Annotated in this window: 20 protein-coding genes and 2 pseudogenes; 5 read left to right on the top strand and 17 right to left on the bottom strand. The window is 51.2% G+C overall.

Features of this window, described 5'->3' with window-relative positions; all coding sequences use genetic code 11:
• Positions 1-15: 15 nt before the first annotated feature.
• From WKS99_RS01045 to WKS99_RS01075, 7 genes are read right to left on the bottom strand one after another with little or no spacing between them, the layout of a single operon-like run.
• Positions 16-1,116 carry an NAD(P)/FAD-dependent oxidoreductase gene (locus tag WKS99_RS01045; protein ID WP_262670452.1) on the bottom strand — a complete coding sequence of 367 codons (1,101 nt, stop codon included), beginning with the start codon at positions 1,114-1,116 and terminating at the stop codon, positions 16-18.
• A complete protein-coding gene (locus WKS99_RS01050; protein WP_186852010.1) occupies positions 1,109-1,438 on the bottom strand; it encodes a (2Fe-2S)-binding protein in 330 nt (109 codons plus the stop codon). The genes WKS99_RS01045 and WKS99_RS01050 overlap by 8 nt, the downstream gene beginning before the upstream one ends.
• 13 nt (positions 1,439-1,451) lie before the next feature.
• Positions 1,452-2,327, bottom strand: a complete 876-nt coding sequence (dapA, locus tag WKS99_RS01055) for a 4-hydroxy-tetrahydrodipicolinate synthase (RefSeq protein ID WP_186852009.1) — start codon at positions 2,325-2,327, stop codon at positions 1,452-1,454.
• A 36-nt stretch (positions 2,328-2,363) separates the two neighbouring features.
• Positions 2,364-2,648 carry a (2Fe-2S)-binding protein gene (locus WKS99_RS01060; RefSeq protein WP_262670453.1) on the bottom strand — a complete coding sequence of 95 codons (285 nt, stop codon included), beginning with the start codon at positions 2,646-2,648 and terminating at the stop codon, positions 2,364-2,366.
• 14 nt (positions 2,649-2,662) lie between these two features.
• Positions 2,663-3,838, bottom strand: coding sequence for an NAD(P)/FAD-dependent oxidoreductase (locus tag WKS99_RS01065; protein ID WP_340405178.1), 1,176 nt, complete (start codon positions 3,836-3,838; stop codon positions 2,663-2,665).
• Between the two features lie 26 nt (positions 3,839-3,864).
• Positions 3,865-4,833: an amino acid kinase family protein gene (locus tag WKS99_RS01070; protein WP_262670455.1), complete on the bottom strand. Its 969-nt coding sequence runs from the start codon at positions 4,831-4,833 to the stop codon at positions 3,865-3,867.
• A complete protein-coding gene (locus WKS99_RS01075; protein ID WP_340405179.1) occupies positions 4,833-5,849 on the bottom strand; it encodes an aspartate-semialdehyde dehydrogenase in 1,017 nt (338 codons plus the stop codon). Before WKS99_RS01075 ends, WKS99_RS01070 begins: the two co-directional genes overlap by 1 nt.
• A gap of 361 nt (positions 5,850-6,210) precedes the next feature.
• On the opposite strand from WKS99_RS01075, the gene WKS99_RS01080 reads away from it, so the two are divergent.
• Positions 6,211-6,999, top strand: a complete 789-nt coding sequence (locus WKS99_RS01080) for an FCD domain-containing protein (protein ID WP_340405180.1) — start codon at positions 6,211-6,213, stop codon at positions 6,997-6,999.
• A gap of 698 nt (positions 7,000-7,697) precedes the next feature.
• Here the strand turns inward: WKS99_RS01080 and WKS99_RS01085 are convergent.
• The 8 genes and pseudogenes from WKS99_RS01085 to WKS99_RS01120 all read right to left on the bottom strand — a co-directional run bounded on the left by WKS99_RS01085 (position 7,698) and on the right by WKS99_RS01120 (position 12,185).
• A pseudogene (locus WKS99_RS01085) lies at positions 7,698-7,954 on the bottom strand (helix-turn-helix domain-containing protein).
• 196 nt (positions 7,955-8,150) lie between these two features.
• Positions 8,151-8,846, bottom strand: a complete 696-nt coding sequence (locus WKS99_RS01090; RefSeq protein WP_262670458.1) for a type IV secretory system conjugative DNA transfer family protein — start codon at positions 8,844-8,846, stop codon at positions 8,151-8,153.
• Between the two features lie 291 nt (positions 8,847-9,137).
• Complete coding sequence (locus WKS99_RS01095; protein ID WP_340405181.1) at positions 9,138-9,578, bottom strand: type IV secretory system conjugative DNA transfer family protein; 441 nt, start codon at positions 9,576-9,578, stop codon at positions 9,138-9,140.
• Entirely contained in the window at positions 9,575-9,778 is a 204-nt protein-coding gene (locus tag WKS99_RS01100; RefSeq protein WP_186852002.1) for a hypothetical protein, read from the bottom strand. Before WKS99_RS01100 ends, WKS99_RS01095 begins: the two co-directional genes overlap by 4 nt.
• 755 nt (positions 9,779-10,533) lie before the next feature.
• Positions 10,534-10,740, bottom strand: coding sequence for a hypothetical protein (locus WKS99_RS01105; RefSeq protein WP_262670461.1), 207 nt, complete (start codon positions 10,738-10,740; stop codon positions 10,534-10,536).
• Positions 10,650-11,006, bottom strand: a complete 357-nt coding sequence (locus WKS99_RS01110) for a hypothetical protein (RefSeq protein ID WP_340405438.1) — start codon at positions 11,004-11,006, stop codon at positions 10,650-10,652. Before WKS99_RS01110 ends, WKS99_RS01105 begins: the two co-directional genes overlap by 91 nt.
• A 402-nt stretch (positions 11,007-11,408) precedes the next feature.
• Positions 11,409-11,630 carry a hypothetical protein gene (locus WKS99_RS01115; protein WP_262670462.1) on the bottom strand — a complete coding sequence of 74 codons (222 nt, stop codon included), beginning with the start codon at positions 11,628-11,630 and terminating at the stop codon, positions 11,409-11,411.
• A gap of 165 nt (positions 11,631-11,795) precedes the next feature.
• Positions 11,796-12,185 carry a hypothetical protein gene (locus WKS99_RS01120; protein WP_186852000.1) on the bottom strand — a complete coding sequence of 130 codons (390 nt, stop codon included), beginning with the start codon at positions 12,183-12,185 and terminating at the stop codon, positions 11,796-11,798.
• A 168-nt stretch (positions 12,186-12,353) separates the two neighbouring features.
• On the opposite strand from WKS99_RS01120, the gene WKS99_RS01125 reads away from it, so the two are divergent.
• The 4 genes from WKS99_RS01125 (at position 12,354) to WKS99_RS01140 (ending at position 16,505) form a co-directional block, all read left to right on the top strand.
• Positions 12,354-12,551: a helix-turn-helix domain-containing protein gene (locus WKS99_RS01125; protein ID WP_262670463.1), complete on the top strand. Its 198-nt coding sequence runs from the start codon at positions 12,354-12,356 to the stop codon at positions 12,549-12,551.
• A gap of 109 nt (positions 12,552-12,660) precedes the next feature.
• Complete coding sequence (locus WKS99_RS01130; RefSeq protein WP_340405182.1) at positions 12,661-14,493, top strand: DNA/RNA helicase domain-containing protein; 1,833 nt, start codon at positions 12,661-12,663, stop codon at positions 14,491-14,493.
• A 183-nt stretch (positions 14,494-14,676) separates the two neighbouring features.
• On the top strand, positions 14,677-16,173 hold the full coding sequence (locus tag WKS99_RS01135; RefSeq protein WP_340405183.1) for a DNA/RNA helicase domain-containing protein: 1,497 nt from the start codon (positions 14,677-14,679) through the stop codon (positions 16,171-16,173).
• The gene (locus tag WKS99_RS01140; protein WP_240288205.1) at positions 16,170-16,505 is read left to right on the top strand and encodes a nucleotide pyrophosphohydrolase; all 336 of its coding nucleotides are present in this window, start codon (positions 16,170-16,172) and stop codon (positions 16,503-16,505) included. The genes WKS99_RS01135 and WKS99_RS01140 overlap by 4 nt, the downstream gene beginning before the upstream one ends.
• Positions 16,506-16,580: 75 nt before the next feature.
• Here WKS99_RS01140 and WKS99_RS01145 read toward each other — a convergent pair whose 3' ends face one another.
• On the bottom strand, positions 16,581-16,814 hold the full coding sequence (locus tag WKS99_RS01145; RefSeq protein ID WP_340405184.1) for a Rieske 2Fe-2S domain-containing protein: 234 nt from the start codon (positions 16,812-16,814) through the stop codon (positions 16,581-16,583).
• Positions 16,815-16,896: 82 nt separating this feature from the next.
• Positions 16,897-17,040 (bottom strand): annotated as a pseudogene (locus WKS99_RS01150) (FAD-dependent oxidoreductase); the annotation flags it as partial.
• Between the last annotated feature and the right edge of the window lie 128 nt (positions 17,041-17,168).

The raw sequence follows: 17,168 nt of genomic DNA on the forward strand, positions 1-17,168 counted from the left end.
TACAACCATTGCAATTCATCCAATCACCTCAGTTCCCTTTTTCAACATGTAGTCTTTGGAATCTTTGCGGCGCTGGCCAAAATAGCCGCATCGGAGCGCATCCAGGCTGTTCCAAACGGCATCAGACCGCTTCACCGCCTCATCAGCACTGAGATATCCCAATGCGGCGGCTGCATTAATACCCGCTAGTTTTCCTTCCTCCATAGCAGTACTGGCCTCCTCTACGCCAGCGATATCGCCCGCCACATAGATATTTTCCATTGTAGTACGCATTTCTTTGTTATGGATAGGAAGATTTCCGCCCAGCGCAGGCACAAAATCAAATTGGCACCCCGCAATCCATGCCAACTCTGTCAAGGGGGTCAGCCCAGTGGCCAGACATACTGTGTCCGCTTCCAGCATTCTTTCAGTCCCAGGAATCTGCTGGAAATGGTCATCCAAATCCACCAGCTCAACGCGCTCAACGCGTTTATCACCGAAGGCCTCTTTAATTGTAGTGGAAGTGTAGAAGGGGACGCCTGCACGGCAGACCTTGGCAGTATGAACGCCATACCCCCCCAGCTTTGGCGCAGCTTCAACAATAGCGACCACATCAGCCCCAGCCTGGAGTAGCTGATAGGAAACAATAACGCCCACATTGCCCGATCCTACCATAATGATCTTCTCACCGGGCAGCACTCGATTTACATTGATCATCGTTTGAGCGGCTCCTGCTCCCATTACACCAGGAATATCCCAGCCAGGGAAGGTAACAGCGTTTTCTGTCGCACCAGTAGCAATAATGATTTTTTCTGCCCGAACGCGCACATTTTTTTTCTTATCCCGGACGATCCAGATCTCATTGCCGTTTTCGATGCCGCACACCTCACTGTTCAGCCAGACTTCGATGCCCAGCTTCTGGGTTTCTTCCAACAGTTCGGTGCCGATGTAGTAGCCACGGGTCCCAGCATGGTGAGCCCGAGAGCCAAAGAACTTATGGATCTGCTTGAAAAGCTGACCGCCGGGACGCGCATTTTCGTCGATTAGCAAAACCTGGCAACCTGTTTTAGCTGCTTCGATTGCCGCAGAGAGTCCAGCAGGGCCGGCACCGATCACAACAAGTCTCCTATCAATCATTGCTGTTCCCCTCCTGCCACTTTCCGTTCCCAATCTGTGTTTGGATATGCATACCATCATGAACCGGGGTAATACAGGTTCGGACGTTAGGGACACCATCTACTGTCATAATACAGTCGGTGCATCTGCCAATTCCGCAGTAAATGCCCCGTGGCTTGTGGTTATGCTCGGTATAACGGAACGTAGAGATCCCCAATGCCAGTAAAGCAGCGGCAATCATTTCTCCTTCCTGAGCCTCATAAGGCGTTCCATCAACATAGATATGAACTGTTTTTCGTTCTGGCGCATTTCCCAGAATTGGATGCTCTGTAACCCTCTTCATTGGACATACCTCCTTACAGAACGCCCAGGTTCTTCATATCCTTCTTCATTGTGGCGATTACTTCGCTGGAAGCGGCGGTCAAGGGGAGACGAAGCTGGGAGCTACCAAACCCGCGAAGGTTCAAAGCGGCTTTTACGGGAATCGGGTTAGCAGTCATAAATAGGTCGTTAAACAGAGGATACAGCTTCTGATGTAGGGCAGCAGCTTTTTCCACATCGCCCTTCAGATAGCTTTTAATCATCTCATCCATCTGGGGACCGGCTATCTGAGAGGCCACACTCACGACACCGTACGCGCCAATGCTCAGGGAGGCGAGCGTCTGGGCATCTTCTCCGGTATAAACGCGGAACTCCGGATCCACGCCGCACAGAATCTCTGTCATCTGGCTAAGGTTTCCAGACGCCTCTTTGACCGCGGTGATCTTCGGGAGCTTGGAAAGTCTGATTGTGGTCTCGGCGCTCATGTTGGTACCAGTACGTCCAGGGACATTGTAGAGCATAATGGGGCTGTGTACGGTCTGCTCCACCGCCTGAAAATGAGCATACAGGGACGCCTGATTTGGCTTATTGTAGAAGGGTACGACGACCAGAAGGCCATCTACACCGCAAGCCTCCGCGGCAAGGCAGTTCTCGATTGTTGTCGTAGTATTATTGGTCCCTACGCCAGCAATAACAGGAACATTGGTTTCCTTCTTGACCAGACGAAACAGCTCCATCTTTTCATCAGCAGTGACAGTGGGACCCTCCCCGGTAGTTCCAGCGACCAAAATAGCAGTAGTACCCTCTTTTACCAACTGACGGGCCAATCTGGCAGTCGCATCAAAATCGATCTTATGGTCCTCCTTCATCGGAGTCGCCATTGCAGTAATCAATCTTCCCCAATCATTCATTCTCAATTACACTCCTTTATTATTCTTAGCTGTACCTTATTTAGAGGGCGCACTGTCATCGGTGGTAAAGATTTCCGATTTTACCGGACGGACTGGCGAGCGGTAGGTAGACGGCTCGATCTCAGAGAGCGGCTTTCCTGTTTTTTCTGCCAAGATTCTCTCTACCAGCCTCCGGCAAGTACGTCCTTGGCACAGTCCCATACCCGCATGGGTGAACCGCTTCAACTCGTTCATGGTGGTAGCACCCATCTCAATGGCCCTCTCGATCTCACCACGGGTGACCTCTTGGCACCGACAGACGATCTCGTCTTTGCTATCCATTATTGTATCCTCCTTTAGCTTTCTTTGCCAAACCGCCGCAGATTTAGCTGGTCAAAACGAGCATCCTGATTTCGACCAAGCACCATATCAGCCATGGTCTTACCCATAATCGGAGTCAGAGCCACACCGTCGCCCTCATGGCCAGCGACAATAAAGAATCCTGGTAGGCCGTCGACTGGGCCAACAATGGAATTGCCGTCTGCGCTATAAGGCCGGAAGCCAGCTATGGTCCGAATAATATTTACGTTATTTAGCACAGGGAAGTACTCTTTTGCCTGTTGGATAATGGTTGCGATTGCCCGGACAGAGGTTGTTTTGTCGTATCCAGCATCCTCACGGGTGCTGCCAATGAGGTAGTTGCCTTCATGTGTCTGGGTAAAGGAGAAACCAAGACCGATTTCTTTGGCATAGGGGCCGCGGTCTGGCATCAGGGACTTATCAATCTTGGAGGCAATGTAAGACGAAGTCCAGACGTTGGTCTTGCCAAGGGCAGGAATTTGTTCTGTAATAGCAAGCTGGCCTTTCCGGGGACGGATAGGGACATTGATTCCTACAAGGGCACCGATCTGACTGGCCCAGGCCCCCGCGGCATTTACCACAGCGTCACACTCAACTGTTTCGCCCGCTCCTGTAGAGACAAACCAGTGGCCGCCCTTATTATCCAAGGCAGTGACCTCCTGGCCTCTCAAAATCTCTACCCCTCGTCGGCCAGCCTGATAGACCAGCGCCCGCATCATACGAAGCGGATCTACCTGCGAGTCCTCCGCACTATATGTAGAGGCAACAATATCAGCACGTACATGGGGCTGGTAGGTCTTTAGTGTCTTTTTGTCAATGATATCGACCTTCAGACCATAGCTCTGCTGCTGCTTTACGTAGTCCTCCATAACCCGCAACTGACAATCATCCTCAATCAAAACTGTTCCGCCCCGGCTCTGAAATCCCAGGTCATATTCCAACTCATCGGACAAACCACGGTACATTTCCAGACTCTCCATAGCCAAAGTAAGCGCGATGCCAGGCTTCTTTGACTGAAGAAGGATCATATCGTCGCAGGCGCCCGATGCGCCTGCTCCAATCTCCTTTTTCTCAAGGACAACAACAGATCTCCCGGCTTTTGACAGGTAATAGGCTGTACTTAAGCCCATCAACCCGCCTCCAATCACGCAGACATCTTTTTTAATGTTCACTGTATCTCCTCCTACTCCAAATCATATCAAGTATAATTTTGATAGATTGCACGGATTACATCCTGGGCCCTAGCTTCATCTGTACTAAACTGCACTAAACGGCCACCATCTGCTGTCTCTTTCTCTGAAATAAATGTACAGTGCTCCGGTATGATGCAGGAAACTTCTACGCCGCGTGAGAGATAACTAATGATCCTTTCGCCATCGCCGCAATCAGCACCTGCGATCCCGATGAGGCCAGTAATCGGCTTTTGAACAGGCCCAATGCGGGTTCCCGCCTGATTATTGAATGTGGACTTCACCCAAAGTGTGATTCTCTTTTCCTTAGCAACCCGGACCGCTCGGGGATGGACCACCTTAGATCCGCACTCAGCTAGCAGGAGGCAGTCCTCATAACTGATTTCCGGCAAATACCGAACATCGTTAATTATTCTGGGATCCGTCACAGCCACACCAGGAACATCTGTATAAATCTGGACCTCCCTAGCCTTTAAAAAGCCCCCAATCGCTACAGCAGAGGTATCGCTTCCCCCGCGTCCTAATGTGGTAATCTCATTGCCTGGGGAAACGCCTTGGAAGCCGGTAATAACCGGAACGCGGCCTTTTTGCAGAATATCCATGACTTTTCTGGTATCCATACCTGAAATTTCGGCAGATCCATACTCACTACCACTCCAAATATTCGCAGTAAAGGCGTTCATTGGCCATGCAGGGATCTCAAGTTCTTCTAATGTTTGGGCGAATATGCAGGCGGAAATGGTCTCTCCACAGCTTGCCAGCATATCCTGGGTATGTACAGGGGCACGCTGTCGGTCCATTAGATCCAACAGAGTATCCGTAGCATAGGGATCTCCGCGGCGTCCCATAGCAGAAACGACGACTACTGTATCGCAGCCCTGGCGGCGCAGTTCACCGATATGTCTGGCCGCGGCACGCCGACCTGCTTCCGCGGCCACGGAGGTACCTCCAAATTTTAAGACGACTATGGGTTTCATCAAATCAACTCCATTTTGATCATGGTCTCAGCGATTTGGACGGCATTCAAGGCGGCGCCTTTTCTCACTTGATCTCCGCAGCACCAGAAGGTAAGACCATTCCCCGTACTGGAGATATCCTCACGGATGCGTCCTACAAAAATCAGGTCCTGATTAGCGGTATCTACCGGCATGGGGTATTCGTTATTCTCTGGGCGGTCCACTACTTTCAGACCAGGTGCCTTATTCAGAACTTCGCGGGCCTGATCCGGAGTAATAGGACGCTCAGTTTCGATAGTGATAGACTCAGAGTGGCTACGGACCACAGGGACACGCGCACAGGTGCAGTTTACCATCAGTTCAGGAAGCCCCAGGATCTTTCGGCCTTCTCGAAACATCTTCATTTCTTCGTGAGTATATGCATTCTCCTCAAAATAGTCGATATGAGGAATGAGATTAAAGGCAATCTGGTGTGCAAAGACCTTGGGTGCGATTGGCTTGTTGTCCAGAACGTTACGGCTCTGGTCCTTCAACTCGCCAATGCCCGCAATTCCGGCGCCGGAAACAGCTTGATAAGTAGAAGCGATGATCCGCTTTAGTCCCGCAAACTCATGCAACGGCTTCAGAGGTACCATCGCAATAATCGTGGAGCAATTCGGGTTGGCAATGATCCCCTTATGCTGGCGGAGTACCTCCGGGTTGACCTCAGGAACAACCAGAGGAACTTCTGAATCCATTCGCCAAGTAGAGGAATTATCGATCACGATAGCGCCGTTTTTCACAGCCTCAGGGGCCAGTTTTTTGCTGACGTTGTCGGAGACGGCAAACAGTGCGATATCCACTTCTTTAAATGCATTGGGTTCTGAAAGTTCGACAGAAACCTCTTTTCCGCAGAACTTAACGGTCTTTCCGACATTCTCTGCAATATCCAGAAGTTTGAGCTTCTTGATGGGGAACTGTCTGCTCTCCAGGATGCTCAGCATCTCCTGACCGACTGCACCCAGTGCGCCAGTAACCGCTACACAGTATTCTTTCATAATTGGTTGCACTCCTTTTAGTCAAATTCTATTAACTTTTTATTTGCTTTCCAATAAACTACTCATCTTATGATTAGTGATTATATATGATTTAATCTATTTTATCAATAGCTCCGAAAAATTTTTTAGATTCCCCGATAAGATTAAGCATAACAAACAAAAAAAGCCAACAAAATTCTCTCTTTTGCCAAAAGTCTTTCTAAATAAAAACATAGAAAAACCGCATTTTCTATGTTATACTTTTAAATCAATACGCATATGCAGTTTTCGTGATGGGCTCCAAAGCAAGAAATACAAAGTACAATGTAGATACCAGGCTCATTATATTTAATCAGTAAGAAGATTGAGAGGAGATACTAGTTTGGATTACGCTTTGAACGATAAGATGGTTGCCATCTTAGAAATCATAGATAAATCCCCTGGTCCTATCGGTTCCTGGGCACTATCAGAGCGTTTGAAAGAAAAGGGGATCTATACCAGCTCAGCTACAGTTGGCCGTCTACTCAATTCATTGGAATGTGCTGGATATCTTGAAAAGGTCACCAATACCGGACGTTCAATTACGGATGCAGGCAGAAAAAAACTCAGCTCTTTTTATTTTTCGGACCATATGAATAACCAAAAACAGGTCCTAGAATCTGTGGTTATGAAACAGGATTTAGCCAATTTCATATCTGTTCTTCAGGCCCGTCGGGCAATTGAACGGGAAACAGCCCGGCTCGCAGCAAAAAATATCACGGATATAGAACTTAACCGGCTGCAATCCATCTTGGATAATGTTGCACACCACAGCGAGAACCTGGAGTATATCGCGCAGGGCGATGTAGAATTCCACACAGGAATCGCCTATGCTTCCCGCAATGAGATTCTGGCCAGCCTATACTCCATGCTTTTTCCCTATGGGCAGCAAACATCTACTTTTGCCAATATTCGAAAAAAATTTGATTATTCCACCACACACCAAGACATTTTGAATGCACTCAAAGCCCACGACTCCGTACGTGCGGAAAATGTAATGGTACAGCACATTGAGAGTATGATTGAGGGATTAAATACATATTGGGATCATTTTTCAACAGATCAGAAAGATAGTGAACTGGGGGATACTCCAACGTTGATCAATACACTTTCTACTCCTCATATTGACTAAGTAAAACACGGATGTTAGATAGATCACCATGACGTCGGCAGTTTCTGCTCCGCTTGTAACAATTGCGGCCATGCAATCATCATCTAAAAATGATGAGAAAATTGTGATGCTCGTATGAATCAGAATCCAGGCCATGAGGCTTAAATCTAAATCTTGTACGATACGCTCTATCCGCTTGTTTACAGATAAAGAAGGTTTGCTATATAGAAACAATCAACATTTACACCTTTGGATTTAATAACATAATGTATAATTTTTTTAGCCCAGTTTTCTTGTGTTTCTGGCGATGCCTTTGAAAATTTCGGACACCCGTCCCGTTTAAAACAGGTCCCACTGATTTTGTGAAGTTCAGCACAAGGTGCTAGGTATCAAATCTGTTTACTTCCAACATATTTGGATTCTTTCTTAGGGCTTATATTTCTCCAGGCGAATACCGCTTGGAACAAATTTAGCAGTTATTTTCCACCCATCCCCATGGCCTCCGTCCTATTTTGTACGATGATTTCGACCTTTGTCAAGGCAGTGTCTACAGTATTTGCTCTTTTGTCAGAGTGCCGTCCTTTTTATGGGTACCATTTTTAAGTTTTTCTCTGTCTTAGTCTCCCCTTAGAGTTGGACGTTCTGGCAGGTTCACCATGAACCCGCCCTCGGTCCACCGCCAGGGCGAAGTCCCCCCCTGGTGGTGGACTTTTTTCTGTTCACAGTAGCCGATATAGATTGGAGCTGAGGCTCCCATTCTCCCGCCAGCGCAGCTCTCTGGCAATCAATCCAGCTCTTGTAGAGATCGTCCAGTGTCCGCTTGACCGTGGAGCGGGAAAGACCCAGTTCAGCGTCTATGGTCCGGATCCCCCGGTCAGCGCCGGTCCTCACTGTCGGCGTGATCTTTGAGATACATATAGACCGCTCTGGCCCTGTGGTTCAGGTCGGAATGGTAGATGTTCTGAAAATAAGCCATACGGACATAGGCTTTTCTGCCTATTTAGGTGTCTCCTGGCTGTGATGGTCTGCTAAAGAATCGGCCTGATGTCCTCGTGTGGCAGCCGCTTTGCTGGCTCCCAGCGCCGCATCGCCTGCCTTAGGCATCCGCACATGATGTCGGCGCATGATGGCAAGCTCCAGCTCCTTCTTGTTGGCATAAGCAACGGGACGGGCTACTTCTCAGGGATGCTGTATAGCTTCCCCCATTCCAGGGGCAGACGCAGACGGGTCCTCATGAGGTGAGTGCTGGCTTTCATGACGATGAAGCGGCCCTTGGGGATGGACTTCATTTCATCAGGAGTCATAAGGGGACGCTCCATCATCTGGATCATCTGCCTCGGGTCACTTTTCCCCTTTCTAATGTACCCGCTCATAACGGTGCGGCTGCCCAGCGCCTTGGACAGTACCTCGGCTTGTCTGGAAGTTGGGGACGAAACCGCCGAAAATCGTATCCTGCACGTTGTCCTGAATGATCTCTGTCCCTTCACGACCATAGTTTTTTCCATCTGTGCGAGGGACTGGATGATGGGGACAAGAGTCAGCTTCCAGAATCGTCCCGCGCAGAACAGGGGCAGAATGTCAAAGGTGGGCATAGTACCCAGCTCATCGCAGAAGAGGACCACCCGGTTTTTCAGCTTCCTGCTATTTTCGTCCTCCACAGAGAACGGCTCACGGGAGAGCGTCTGGATCATGAGGTCCGTCATAAAATTTTTGCTGGGATTTTCTTCCGGAAGAATCAAAAAGATGGCAGACTTCTTCGAGGCGAAATCTTCGGTGTTGATGACGCTGCCAAAACAGAGGACCTGCTCCAGCTCCAAGTCCAGGAAGGCGTTGAGACGGGAGAGGACGGTAGACATGACGCAATTCATGGACCGCTCCGCAGTGGTCGGGGCCGCTCCGGCAAACTACCTGGCTTTGTGGGTGTCCGGCAGTTTATCCATGAGGATGTTTTCCCCTTGGTCTTGCTGGGGGACAGTAGATCCCGCACCAGCTTGAACACGCTGACGATGTGCCTCCTCCCCCGCAGGTCTTTTTCTGTTGGCGGCAGATACTCCGCTAGCAGAAGGATGACAGTGGTAAGCAACCCCTCCACCGCATCGTAAAAGCAGGCATTCTACCCATAGTTGGAGGCGTCCCCTCTGGGTTGATGATGACCTTTTCTAGAATCTTGGCGTACTTCTCCGCCTTGGCGTATGTAGCCAAGTTTTTCCCTCCTTACGGCAGACGTCCATATAGTGGTTAATGAGGGTCAGCAGATTGCAGCCGCCCGATCGTGTGGGATTACGCAGATTGATAACCGCCACCTGATAGCCGTAGCATTGGGGGGCAATGGTCCCATAATTGCGGGCCAAATCCCCCTTAGTATCCAGCGCCAGAAAGCTCATACCGCTAGTGCAGTTGTATTCGCGATTGGGATATAGGAAGAAGGCGGTCTTACCCACGCCACTGGCGCCGATCATGAGGCAATGGATGTCGTCAGTATCCACGATGGCCTGGAGTGGTTTGCTTGTCCGTTTCCGCTTTGGCTTCTTCCTCGGCAGAGCTTCTGTTCCTTTCCGAAGGGAGTGTTCCTTTTCTACCCGTTTTCCGTGTCTCTTCAAATCTCTGCCGCCCACACATCCCAGAACCAGCCCCTGAGCAGTGGGCAGGTCTTTGCCCTGGCGCCAGTGAACCGGCTGAAACAGGATATGCCGGTAGGTCTTGCGGAGTTCCTGCCTGGTAGCCCAGCGGGCACCGTCGCCCCGATGAGCTGGGACGCTTCACCGCCCAGCAGGATCAGCGGGATCAATTGTGTTGTCATAGATTCACCCCATTTCCATTTGCGGAGCCTTTTGTGGTTCTTACTGTTTCAGTTGCTGTGCTTCAATATTGAACGGGGACCTTGGCAAAGGACGTCGCCAGATTCAGCCATCTGTCAACCAGCGTTTCCGTACCTCCTGTGTACGAATCCCCGTTGCTTCCGCCATGTCGAGAACACTCCAGACTTGGACTGCAAGCTCTCTATGACGGTTTTGCAGCGCACCGCAGTTCTGATGGGGGCGGGGATGCGCCCGCACAGTTCTATGTCCAAATTATATACTTCCACTGCTCGACCCATCTGCCCCAGTTCCCTGCTACATACCGCAAGAGCCAGCGCAGACGCCCGTTCCATGCAGCCTATAGCCTAATCAAACCGCCCCATCCGCAGGCGGGAACGGTACTGTTCAAGCAAGCTTGGAACTTCAAGCTTCAGGCGGTCCAGCTTCACCTCCTGCCCGAGTGTGCATATCCGTTCGTAGGTCTCCAGCACCACTATCAGCTGGGGATGTTCCTCCGCACCCTGGGCCTCCAAATCATGTCCGGCTTTGAGATCCTCATTTCAATCCTTGCATGCCCGCTGAAGGACGGCCGCCTGATACCCCCGACCGGCAGGATCTCCGTCAGGCACCCCTCGGCCTCAATGCCAGCCGCATCATGATCCAGTCAAAGGATAGGACGCCGTATTTCCGGCGCCTGCTCCAGCATTCAGAGCATCGCCTGTTCTCCCACACCACACAGGGCCACATGGCTGTGTTGCTACCAGTCGTTTGGATACAGGGTCAAAAAGGAGAGCGGATCGATGGGTGTCTCAAACACATAAATCCGGTCTCTGGTCCCGTTCCAGAGGAAGCCGTATCGGGAATCGCTACCCTTCACATTGATGTGAAAGGTCTTGCCGTTGTCGTTAGTACTCCGCTTTTGGGTACGACGGCCAACGCCGTATTCGTCCTTTCCGGTGAACACGGCGTTGTGATATTTTTCGTCCTCATTGACCAGTCCGACCCAGGCAAAGATTTGAGTACCTCCCGGTCAATGAGGCGCTTTTTCAGGAAATAGGCGTACAGACGCCGCATCTTCCGACCAGCTGGCGGTTGGATGAATTCCTTTTTTGGTTCTTCTCTCTTCCTGGGTGCCGGTTCATAGGCTTGGCCTTGCCGCCGCAGAAACTCCCCCAGGTCCACAGAACTGGCACGATACTTTTGTTCTTCGGTAAAACGGATATAGGTCATACAGTTGGTCACCTCCCAAGATTTTCAAGGTTGGGATAAGGAGGCATCACCTTATGCTGATCTCAGCGTCCTCATGGTCATCGGGCTTGTGCCCCATGGTCATTTTGTTTTCCCGGATTTGCTGCCTGAGCTTGCAGTCCGTAAGCGTGGGTGCCCTGACGGGCCCTCTTGAGTCTGTTCCTAGAATATTCCGCTCAGGTGGTGCAGGAACCGGGTGGCGCAGGAGAGTATGGATGGCCCGTCATCCATGTGTCCAGGAAATATTGGGCATATTCGTTTCCCTGAGCTACAGAAAGAGCAAACCAGCAGGCGGCGGCCTTCGCCGAGTCACCTCCTTTCCCATCAGATAGAGCTTGCCGAGGGCATACTGTGCGTATTGGTTCCCCTGCTCCGCAGAGGCGGTCAGCCAGCGGACTGGTTCTGCGTTCTCTCTGGGGACATTCTCACCCTGAAGCGAAGCCTGCCCAGCCGGTATTGGGCAAGCTGGTTCCCGGCCTCTGTCGACCGTTTCAACCATCTCGCCGCGTCAGAAGCGTCTTTCGCCAGCACACAGGCGGCAGGATTGTCGTCCTGTTCCGCTGCCTTTTTGTAGCGCAGGCATACTGTCTGATTTTTCTGTTCCACTCCCTGTCCCCGTGCGTACAGGCTGGCCAAAGAGTATTGGGCGTACTTGTAGTCCTGCTCCTGTCTTTCTCCCGGCCCAGCCCGTCCTCAAACATCCGGCGCAGATCATGCATGGAAATGGTATTGCCCATTTGGGCCTCTTTCAGGAATAAGCAAAAGGTCCGGTCAAAATCCGGGGGCTGTCCCTCTCCGCCGAACAAAAACCGGCGTGCCTCCTGGTACTGTTCCGTCTATAGCGCTGGAGAGCTTGGGCCTGCCTCTGTGCTTTAGGGTCTCTCCCGAGTCCTCTCCGATATCTCCCGTCTCCACAGGCAACTCAGATTCTGGGGATGCCTCCCCGACCGGATTAGCTTCCGGTATGTTCTGCTCAGACAGAAACTCCTCTGGCACCGTTGGGTCAAAGGCAGCGGCATCATCGTTCAGCCGCAGCGTCTCCTCGATCACCGTGTTTCGAATCTGCTTGAATTCTTTCTGCCGGGAGAGGGGAAGCCGGGGAGTATGGCGTTCCCATTCTGTGTTCTTCTCTACTTCCTCTACAGTTTCTTCTCGTTTCATATCATGCTGTACGGCGGATACACCTAATCGCAAATTGTCCCTATAATCCCCTGCTTTTAACCGCTTTTCAAAAGTCGTATTAGCAAGAAATTAGCAGGAAGGAGGATTTGCTGCCCGGCATAACGGCATCAAAACGGCCCATCCGGCGACATATCAGGAGGTAAAATCATGGAACAAAAAGAGAAAGAATTGCAGCTCCAGACCCGCGCCTATACGGTGGAAGAGATTGCAACGGTCCTCCATATCGGGCGGTCATCTACCTATACCCTGGTCAAGAAATGGTACTTCAAGAGCGTACGCATTGGCACAGCCATCCGGATCTCCAGAAAGTCCTTCGACGAGTGGCTGAATCAATTTGACTTATAACTTCCTCCAAAAATAGAACTAGGAGTGCTATAAAAGAATGCGGGATGCATCCACTAAACATTCGTGATATAATCAAAAAAACAGCGATCCAGTCAGAAGGAGGGGTGTTATGGACAGAACAGATGGAAGTTATATCAGCACCGTAGGGGTGCTCTATTCGATGAGCGGGAAGGAAATTGCCGACCATCTACGAGAATCCCAGGGGAACCCTTCCGAATCAGAATACAGATCCTGGGAGAACTCAATTCCGATTTTGGTCAAGGTTCTGCATCAGGCAGGACTGGATGCGTTGACATTGGTTTTGGAATATCAGACCCCAATTGGCAGCCGCATCGACGCCGTGCTCCTGGGGGAAGGGAAAACAACGGGAAAGCCGCTGGTGCTGATCATCGAACTCAAGCAGTGGAGCGCTATAGAAGAAAATGCGGCAGGGCGGGAGAGCAGTGTCTCTATCTGTCTGTCCCGAGCGGAAAACCGTTTTGAGGAAAGGCTCCATCCTGTCCAGCAGACGCTGACCTACGCCAAGCATCTGCGGATGAACCACAGTAATGTGGCAGATGGGAAGATGGATGTGCGATGCCGTCAATTCCTCCATAATTTTAAGGATAAGGAGCAGCTCTTCCAGGGCAGTTATCAGGCATATGAGCCACTGCGGCATGAAACCTACACCAAAGGGGAAGAGGCGTTGCTGGCTGCGGACTTGAGAAGCTTGTTCTCTTCCGAGCCGAAGCCGGAGGTGGTGGAACAGTTTCTTACCGGCACCTATGTGCTGGGGCAGATCGGCTTTCAGGATTTAAGGAAAGTATTGGAGAAAAAAGAAAACGCAGCCATGCTGGATGACCAGATCGAGGTCAACCGCAAGATCTGCGGTATGATCGATCAGCTCCATAGTCCGCAGTTCGGCAAGCATCTGATGATCATCTCGGGCCCGCCTGGTACTGGGAAAACCGTGGTGGGATTGCACGCCATTTATGCCTACTGTCAGAAATTCGGCCCTTCCTGGCAGAACCGGGGCGGCTGCATCTTTGCGCTGCCCAGAAGCCGTACACTCTCTCTGGTCATTGCGGGCGCCTCAGGTGTGCCGCCCGCCTATCTGGATGCGGTCCCGCCGGGACGGGATCTGGTTGTTGTAGATGAGGCTCATCGGATTGAACAGCTGGAATCCACGATGACCAGCCTGTTTCAAAAGGCCAATATGGTGGTGGTACTGCAGGACGACCGGCAGCGGATCCGTATAACGGAAGAGGGGACGGCGGATGCTTTTCGGCGGTTTGCTCAGGCGCACGGCATTTCCTGCGCCACCTACTCTTTGGCATCTCAAAAGCGGGCGGGGTACCTGGGCAGCTATGTCTCCGACCTGGATAAGCTCTTTTATGACCGCCAGAAGCAGCCGTTGAAGCGGCAGTCTGCGCTGGAGCTGCGTTGCTGGGAGGATCTGAACGATCTGGACAGATACCTCCATGACCTGTGGTCAGCGGGCCGCCATGTGAAATGGTATGCGCCCTTCTGCTGGAAGTGGAGCTTTGATACAAGAATAAAGGATATTCATATCAGACAAGCTGCAGGAGATTTCAAGAAACCATGGAATCCACAGCCAAAAGAAGAACAGTACCGATGGTATGTAGGAGAAAAAGAGGAATATCTGGACCAGGTAGGCTGTATCTACACGGCACAGGGCCTGGAATTTGACGATACTGGTGTGATCTGGTGGGATGACCTCCGCTGGGATGAAGATATCCACGATTGGTGCATCGATCTGAGCAGAAACTGTGATACAGCATTTGTGACTGCGATCCGAAGCAGTCAGGCCAGTGAGCAGGAGATCGTGGAACTGGTGCTGAATACATACCGGGTGCTGCTTACCCGGGCCAAGAGCAGCGTCCATATCTGGTTCCGAGACCAGAACACGAAAGAACATGTGAGAAAGGTAATGGGTTTTTAAATGGCAGGCAAGAAATATGGGGTGATCTCTCTTTCTCTTGTGGCGAAGAGCCTGGATACCAGCCACTGCAGTGAAGAACAGATGGCGATCCTAACATGCGGACGCGTGATCTACATTTATTATGGACAGAAGTCGTTTTATGTTGGACAAACCGATCGGTTTTTAAAGCGGCACAAGGAACATATGGCAGAAGTGAAGACGGACTACCGGAAGTTTAAAAAAGTGGTGGTCCTCTTTGGTCAGTATGTGGATGGGAATTCCCAAAATGACCTGGAGGCGCTGCTGATCACCTATCTTACAGCGGACCAGGAGAAGTTGCCGCAGAAGGAAAAGCGGGTGTGCCGGAATGGAACCAAGGGCAATCGATTTGTGGATTATCCCTATCGGGGAGAAGTGCTGGCACAGGTGCTGACGCCCTTCTGGGAACAGGAACTGTACAGGGCCGGACTGGTGCATCAAAAGTCCCTGGATGGACTGCGCAACAGTATTCTGTTCAAGTATTCTCCCTTTACGGAACTGTCTGAGGAACAGTTTGAGCTGATCCATGAGATAGAAAAGGACACTCGAAGCTTCCTCGTCGAAGGGACGGTGGGAACGGGGAAGACCGTAGTGCTGACCAACCTGGCAGCCCGGCTTTGTGAACATCATGATTGGAATGTAGGGGTGGTAGTAAAGTCAAACTGGGTCCAGACCGCCCGCGGCATTTTTCGGGCCTATGGGCTTGGGAAAAACATTACGGTGGGGACCGCTTATCAGTTGATCCGGCAGAAGAAGCGATTCCATATTCTTTTGGTGGATGAGGCTCACCGGCTGCGATGGAACAGCCCGAAACAAAATCATGTGACCACAGGGATCTTTGATCCCAACGATCCCCGGAAGAATGAACTGTTCCTGCTGGGAGAAAGGACGGACCGGCTGGTGCTTCTCTATGACGCCATTCAGGCGATTCGTCCATCGGATATTCCATACCGGGATTTCCAGGATTATGTTCAGGAAAAGCATATGGAAAGGCGTATGCTCACCAAGCAGTTTCGTGTGCGGGTCCAGGATAAAGATGCGACCTACACGGCGGATGACTACGTCAACGGGATCTGTTCCTTCCTGCAGATCAAAGAGAGCGCGTTTGATCCGCGTGTGTTTCAGAACCCATCCAAGGATGCCTATTTTGGTATCGTGGATTCCATCCATGAATTGTTTGACTATGTGGATGAGCGGCGGCAGTATCATCCGAACGCCCAGTGCAGGGTACTGGCCGGATATGCCCGTCCCTGGGGAAGCCACTATAAACCGGGGCACAAGCGTTATGCGGAATTTGACTGGGTGGAGGATGAGGAACATCGTTGGAAATGGAATTCCACGTATAAAAACTGGATCGCGTTGCCAGGGAGCGAGGATGAGATCGGATCGATCCATGCGATACAGGGCGTGGACCTGGACTATGTGGGCGTCGTGATCGCGAAGGACCTGACCTGTCAGGGAGGGAAGGTGACGGCAGTCAAAGAGCACTATTTTGACACCAATGGGACGCCGCCGAAAGAGAGCTTTTCTCTGTCAGAACTCAGCGCATATGTGAGGCAGATCTATTATGTGCTCCTGACAAGGGGCATCAGCGGGATCAGGGTCTATTTTGAGGATCCCGCATTGAAAGAGCATTTTATGGAGGTTGTGGGCCGGACATGAAACAGGAGACGATACAGGAAATCAATCGCTTTCGGGACGCACGTCACTGGCGGCAGTTTCACAACCCCAAAGACCTGGCAATCTCCATTTCCCTGGAGGCGTCGGAACTGCTGGAACTATTTCAATGGAAGGGCAATGAGGAGGTCGTGGGCGTCAAGACCGAACAGCTGCAGGAGGAACTGGCGGATGTTCTTATCTATGCCGCTATGCTGGCAGATGATCTGGGATTTGACCTGGACGAAATTGTGAGGAAAAAGCTCGAAAAAAACAGCCGGAAATACCCTGTCGAGAAGAGCATCGGCCGCAAAGACAAATATACTGAGCTGGAATAAAATCGAATCCCCCGTTTGTACGCCAAAATCTGGGTATAAACGGGGGATTTCCATCAGAATTATGGGCTTGTCATCTCATAGTTTCAGATCCCCTGCAGCGGGACCATCGATGCGCTTGCCGTCCTCTGCAAACCGGGAGCCGTGGCAGGGGCAGTCCCAAGTGTGTTCCTGGGGGTTCCACTTCAGTGCGCAGCCCAGATGGGGGCAGCGTCTTGTGGTGGGGGTGAGCAGGCTGACCATGGCCTCCCAGCCGTTGACGGCCAGCTGGTGGCGGGGGTATGGAGCGGGAAGGGGAGAACACATCCGCATAAGGATTTGTTTTGCACTGGACTAGGTCGCTCAAAATCATAGCAGAGACTATGGCGGTGGTCATGCCCCACTTGTTGAAGCCTGTTGCCACATACAGACCTGATGTGGAAGCAGAGTAAGGCCCGATATAAGGAATGCTATCCAGACTTATACAATCCTGCGTAGCCCAATGGTATTTCTCCGTGGCCTTTGGGTAGCGCTTTGCGGCAAAGTCCTTGTAGCACATGCCATCCGCCGCTCACCAGCAGAAGGTCTCCGTGTTTGTGGAAGGAGAGGCCATTCTCTGACTCATCAATATACATGCCATCTACATTTGCTGCATGTTCCAAAGCCATGACATAGGAGTGGTGCTGA

The organism is Flintibacter sp. HCN-6482 (assembly GCF_037892565.1).
In the GTDB taxonomy this organism is placed as follows: domain Bacteria; phylum Bacillota; class Clostridia; order Oscillospirales; family Oscillospiraceae; genus Lawsonibacter; species Lawsonibacter aceti.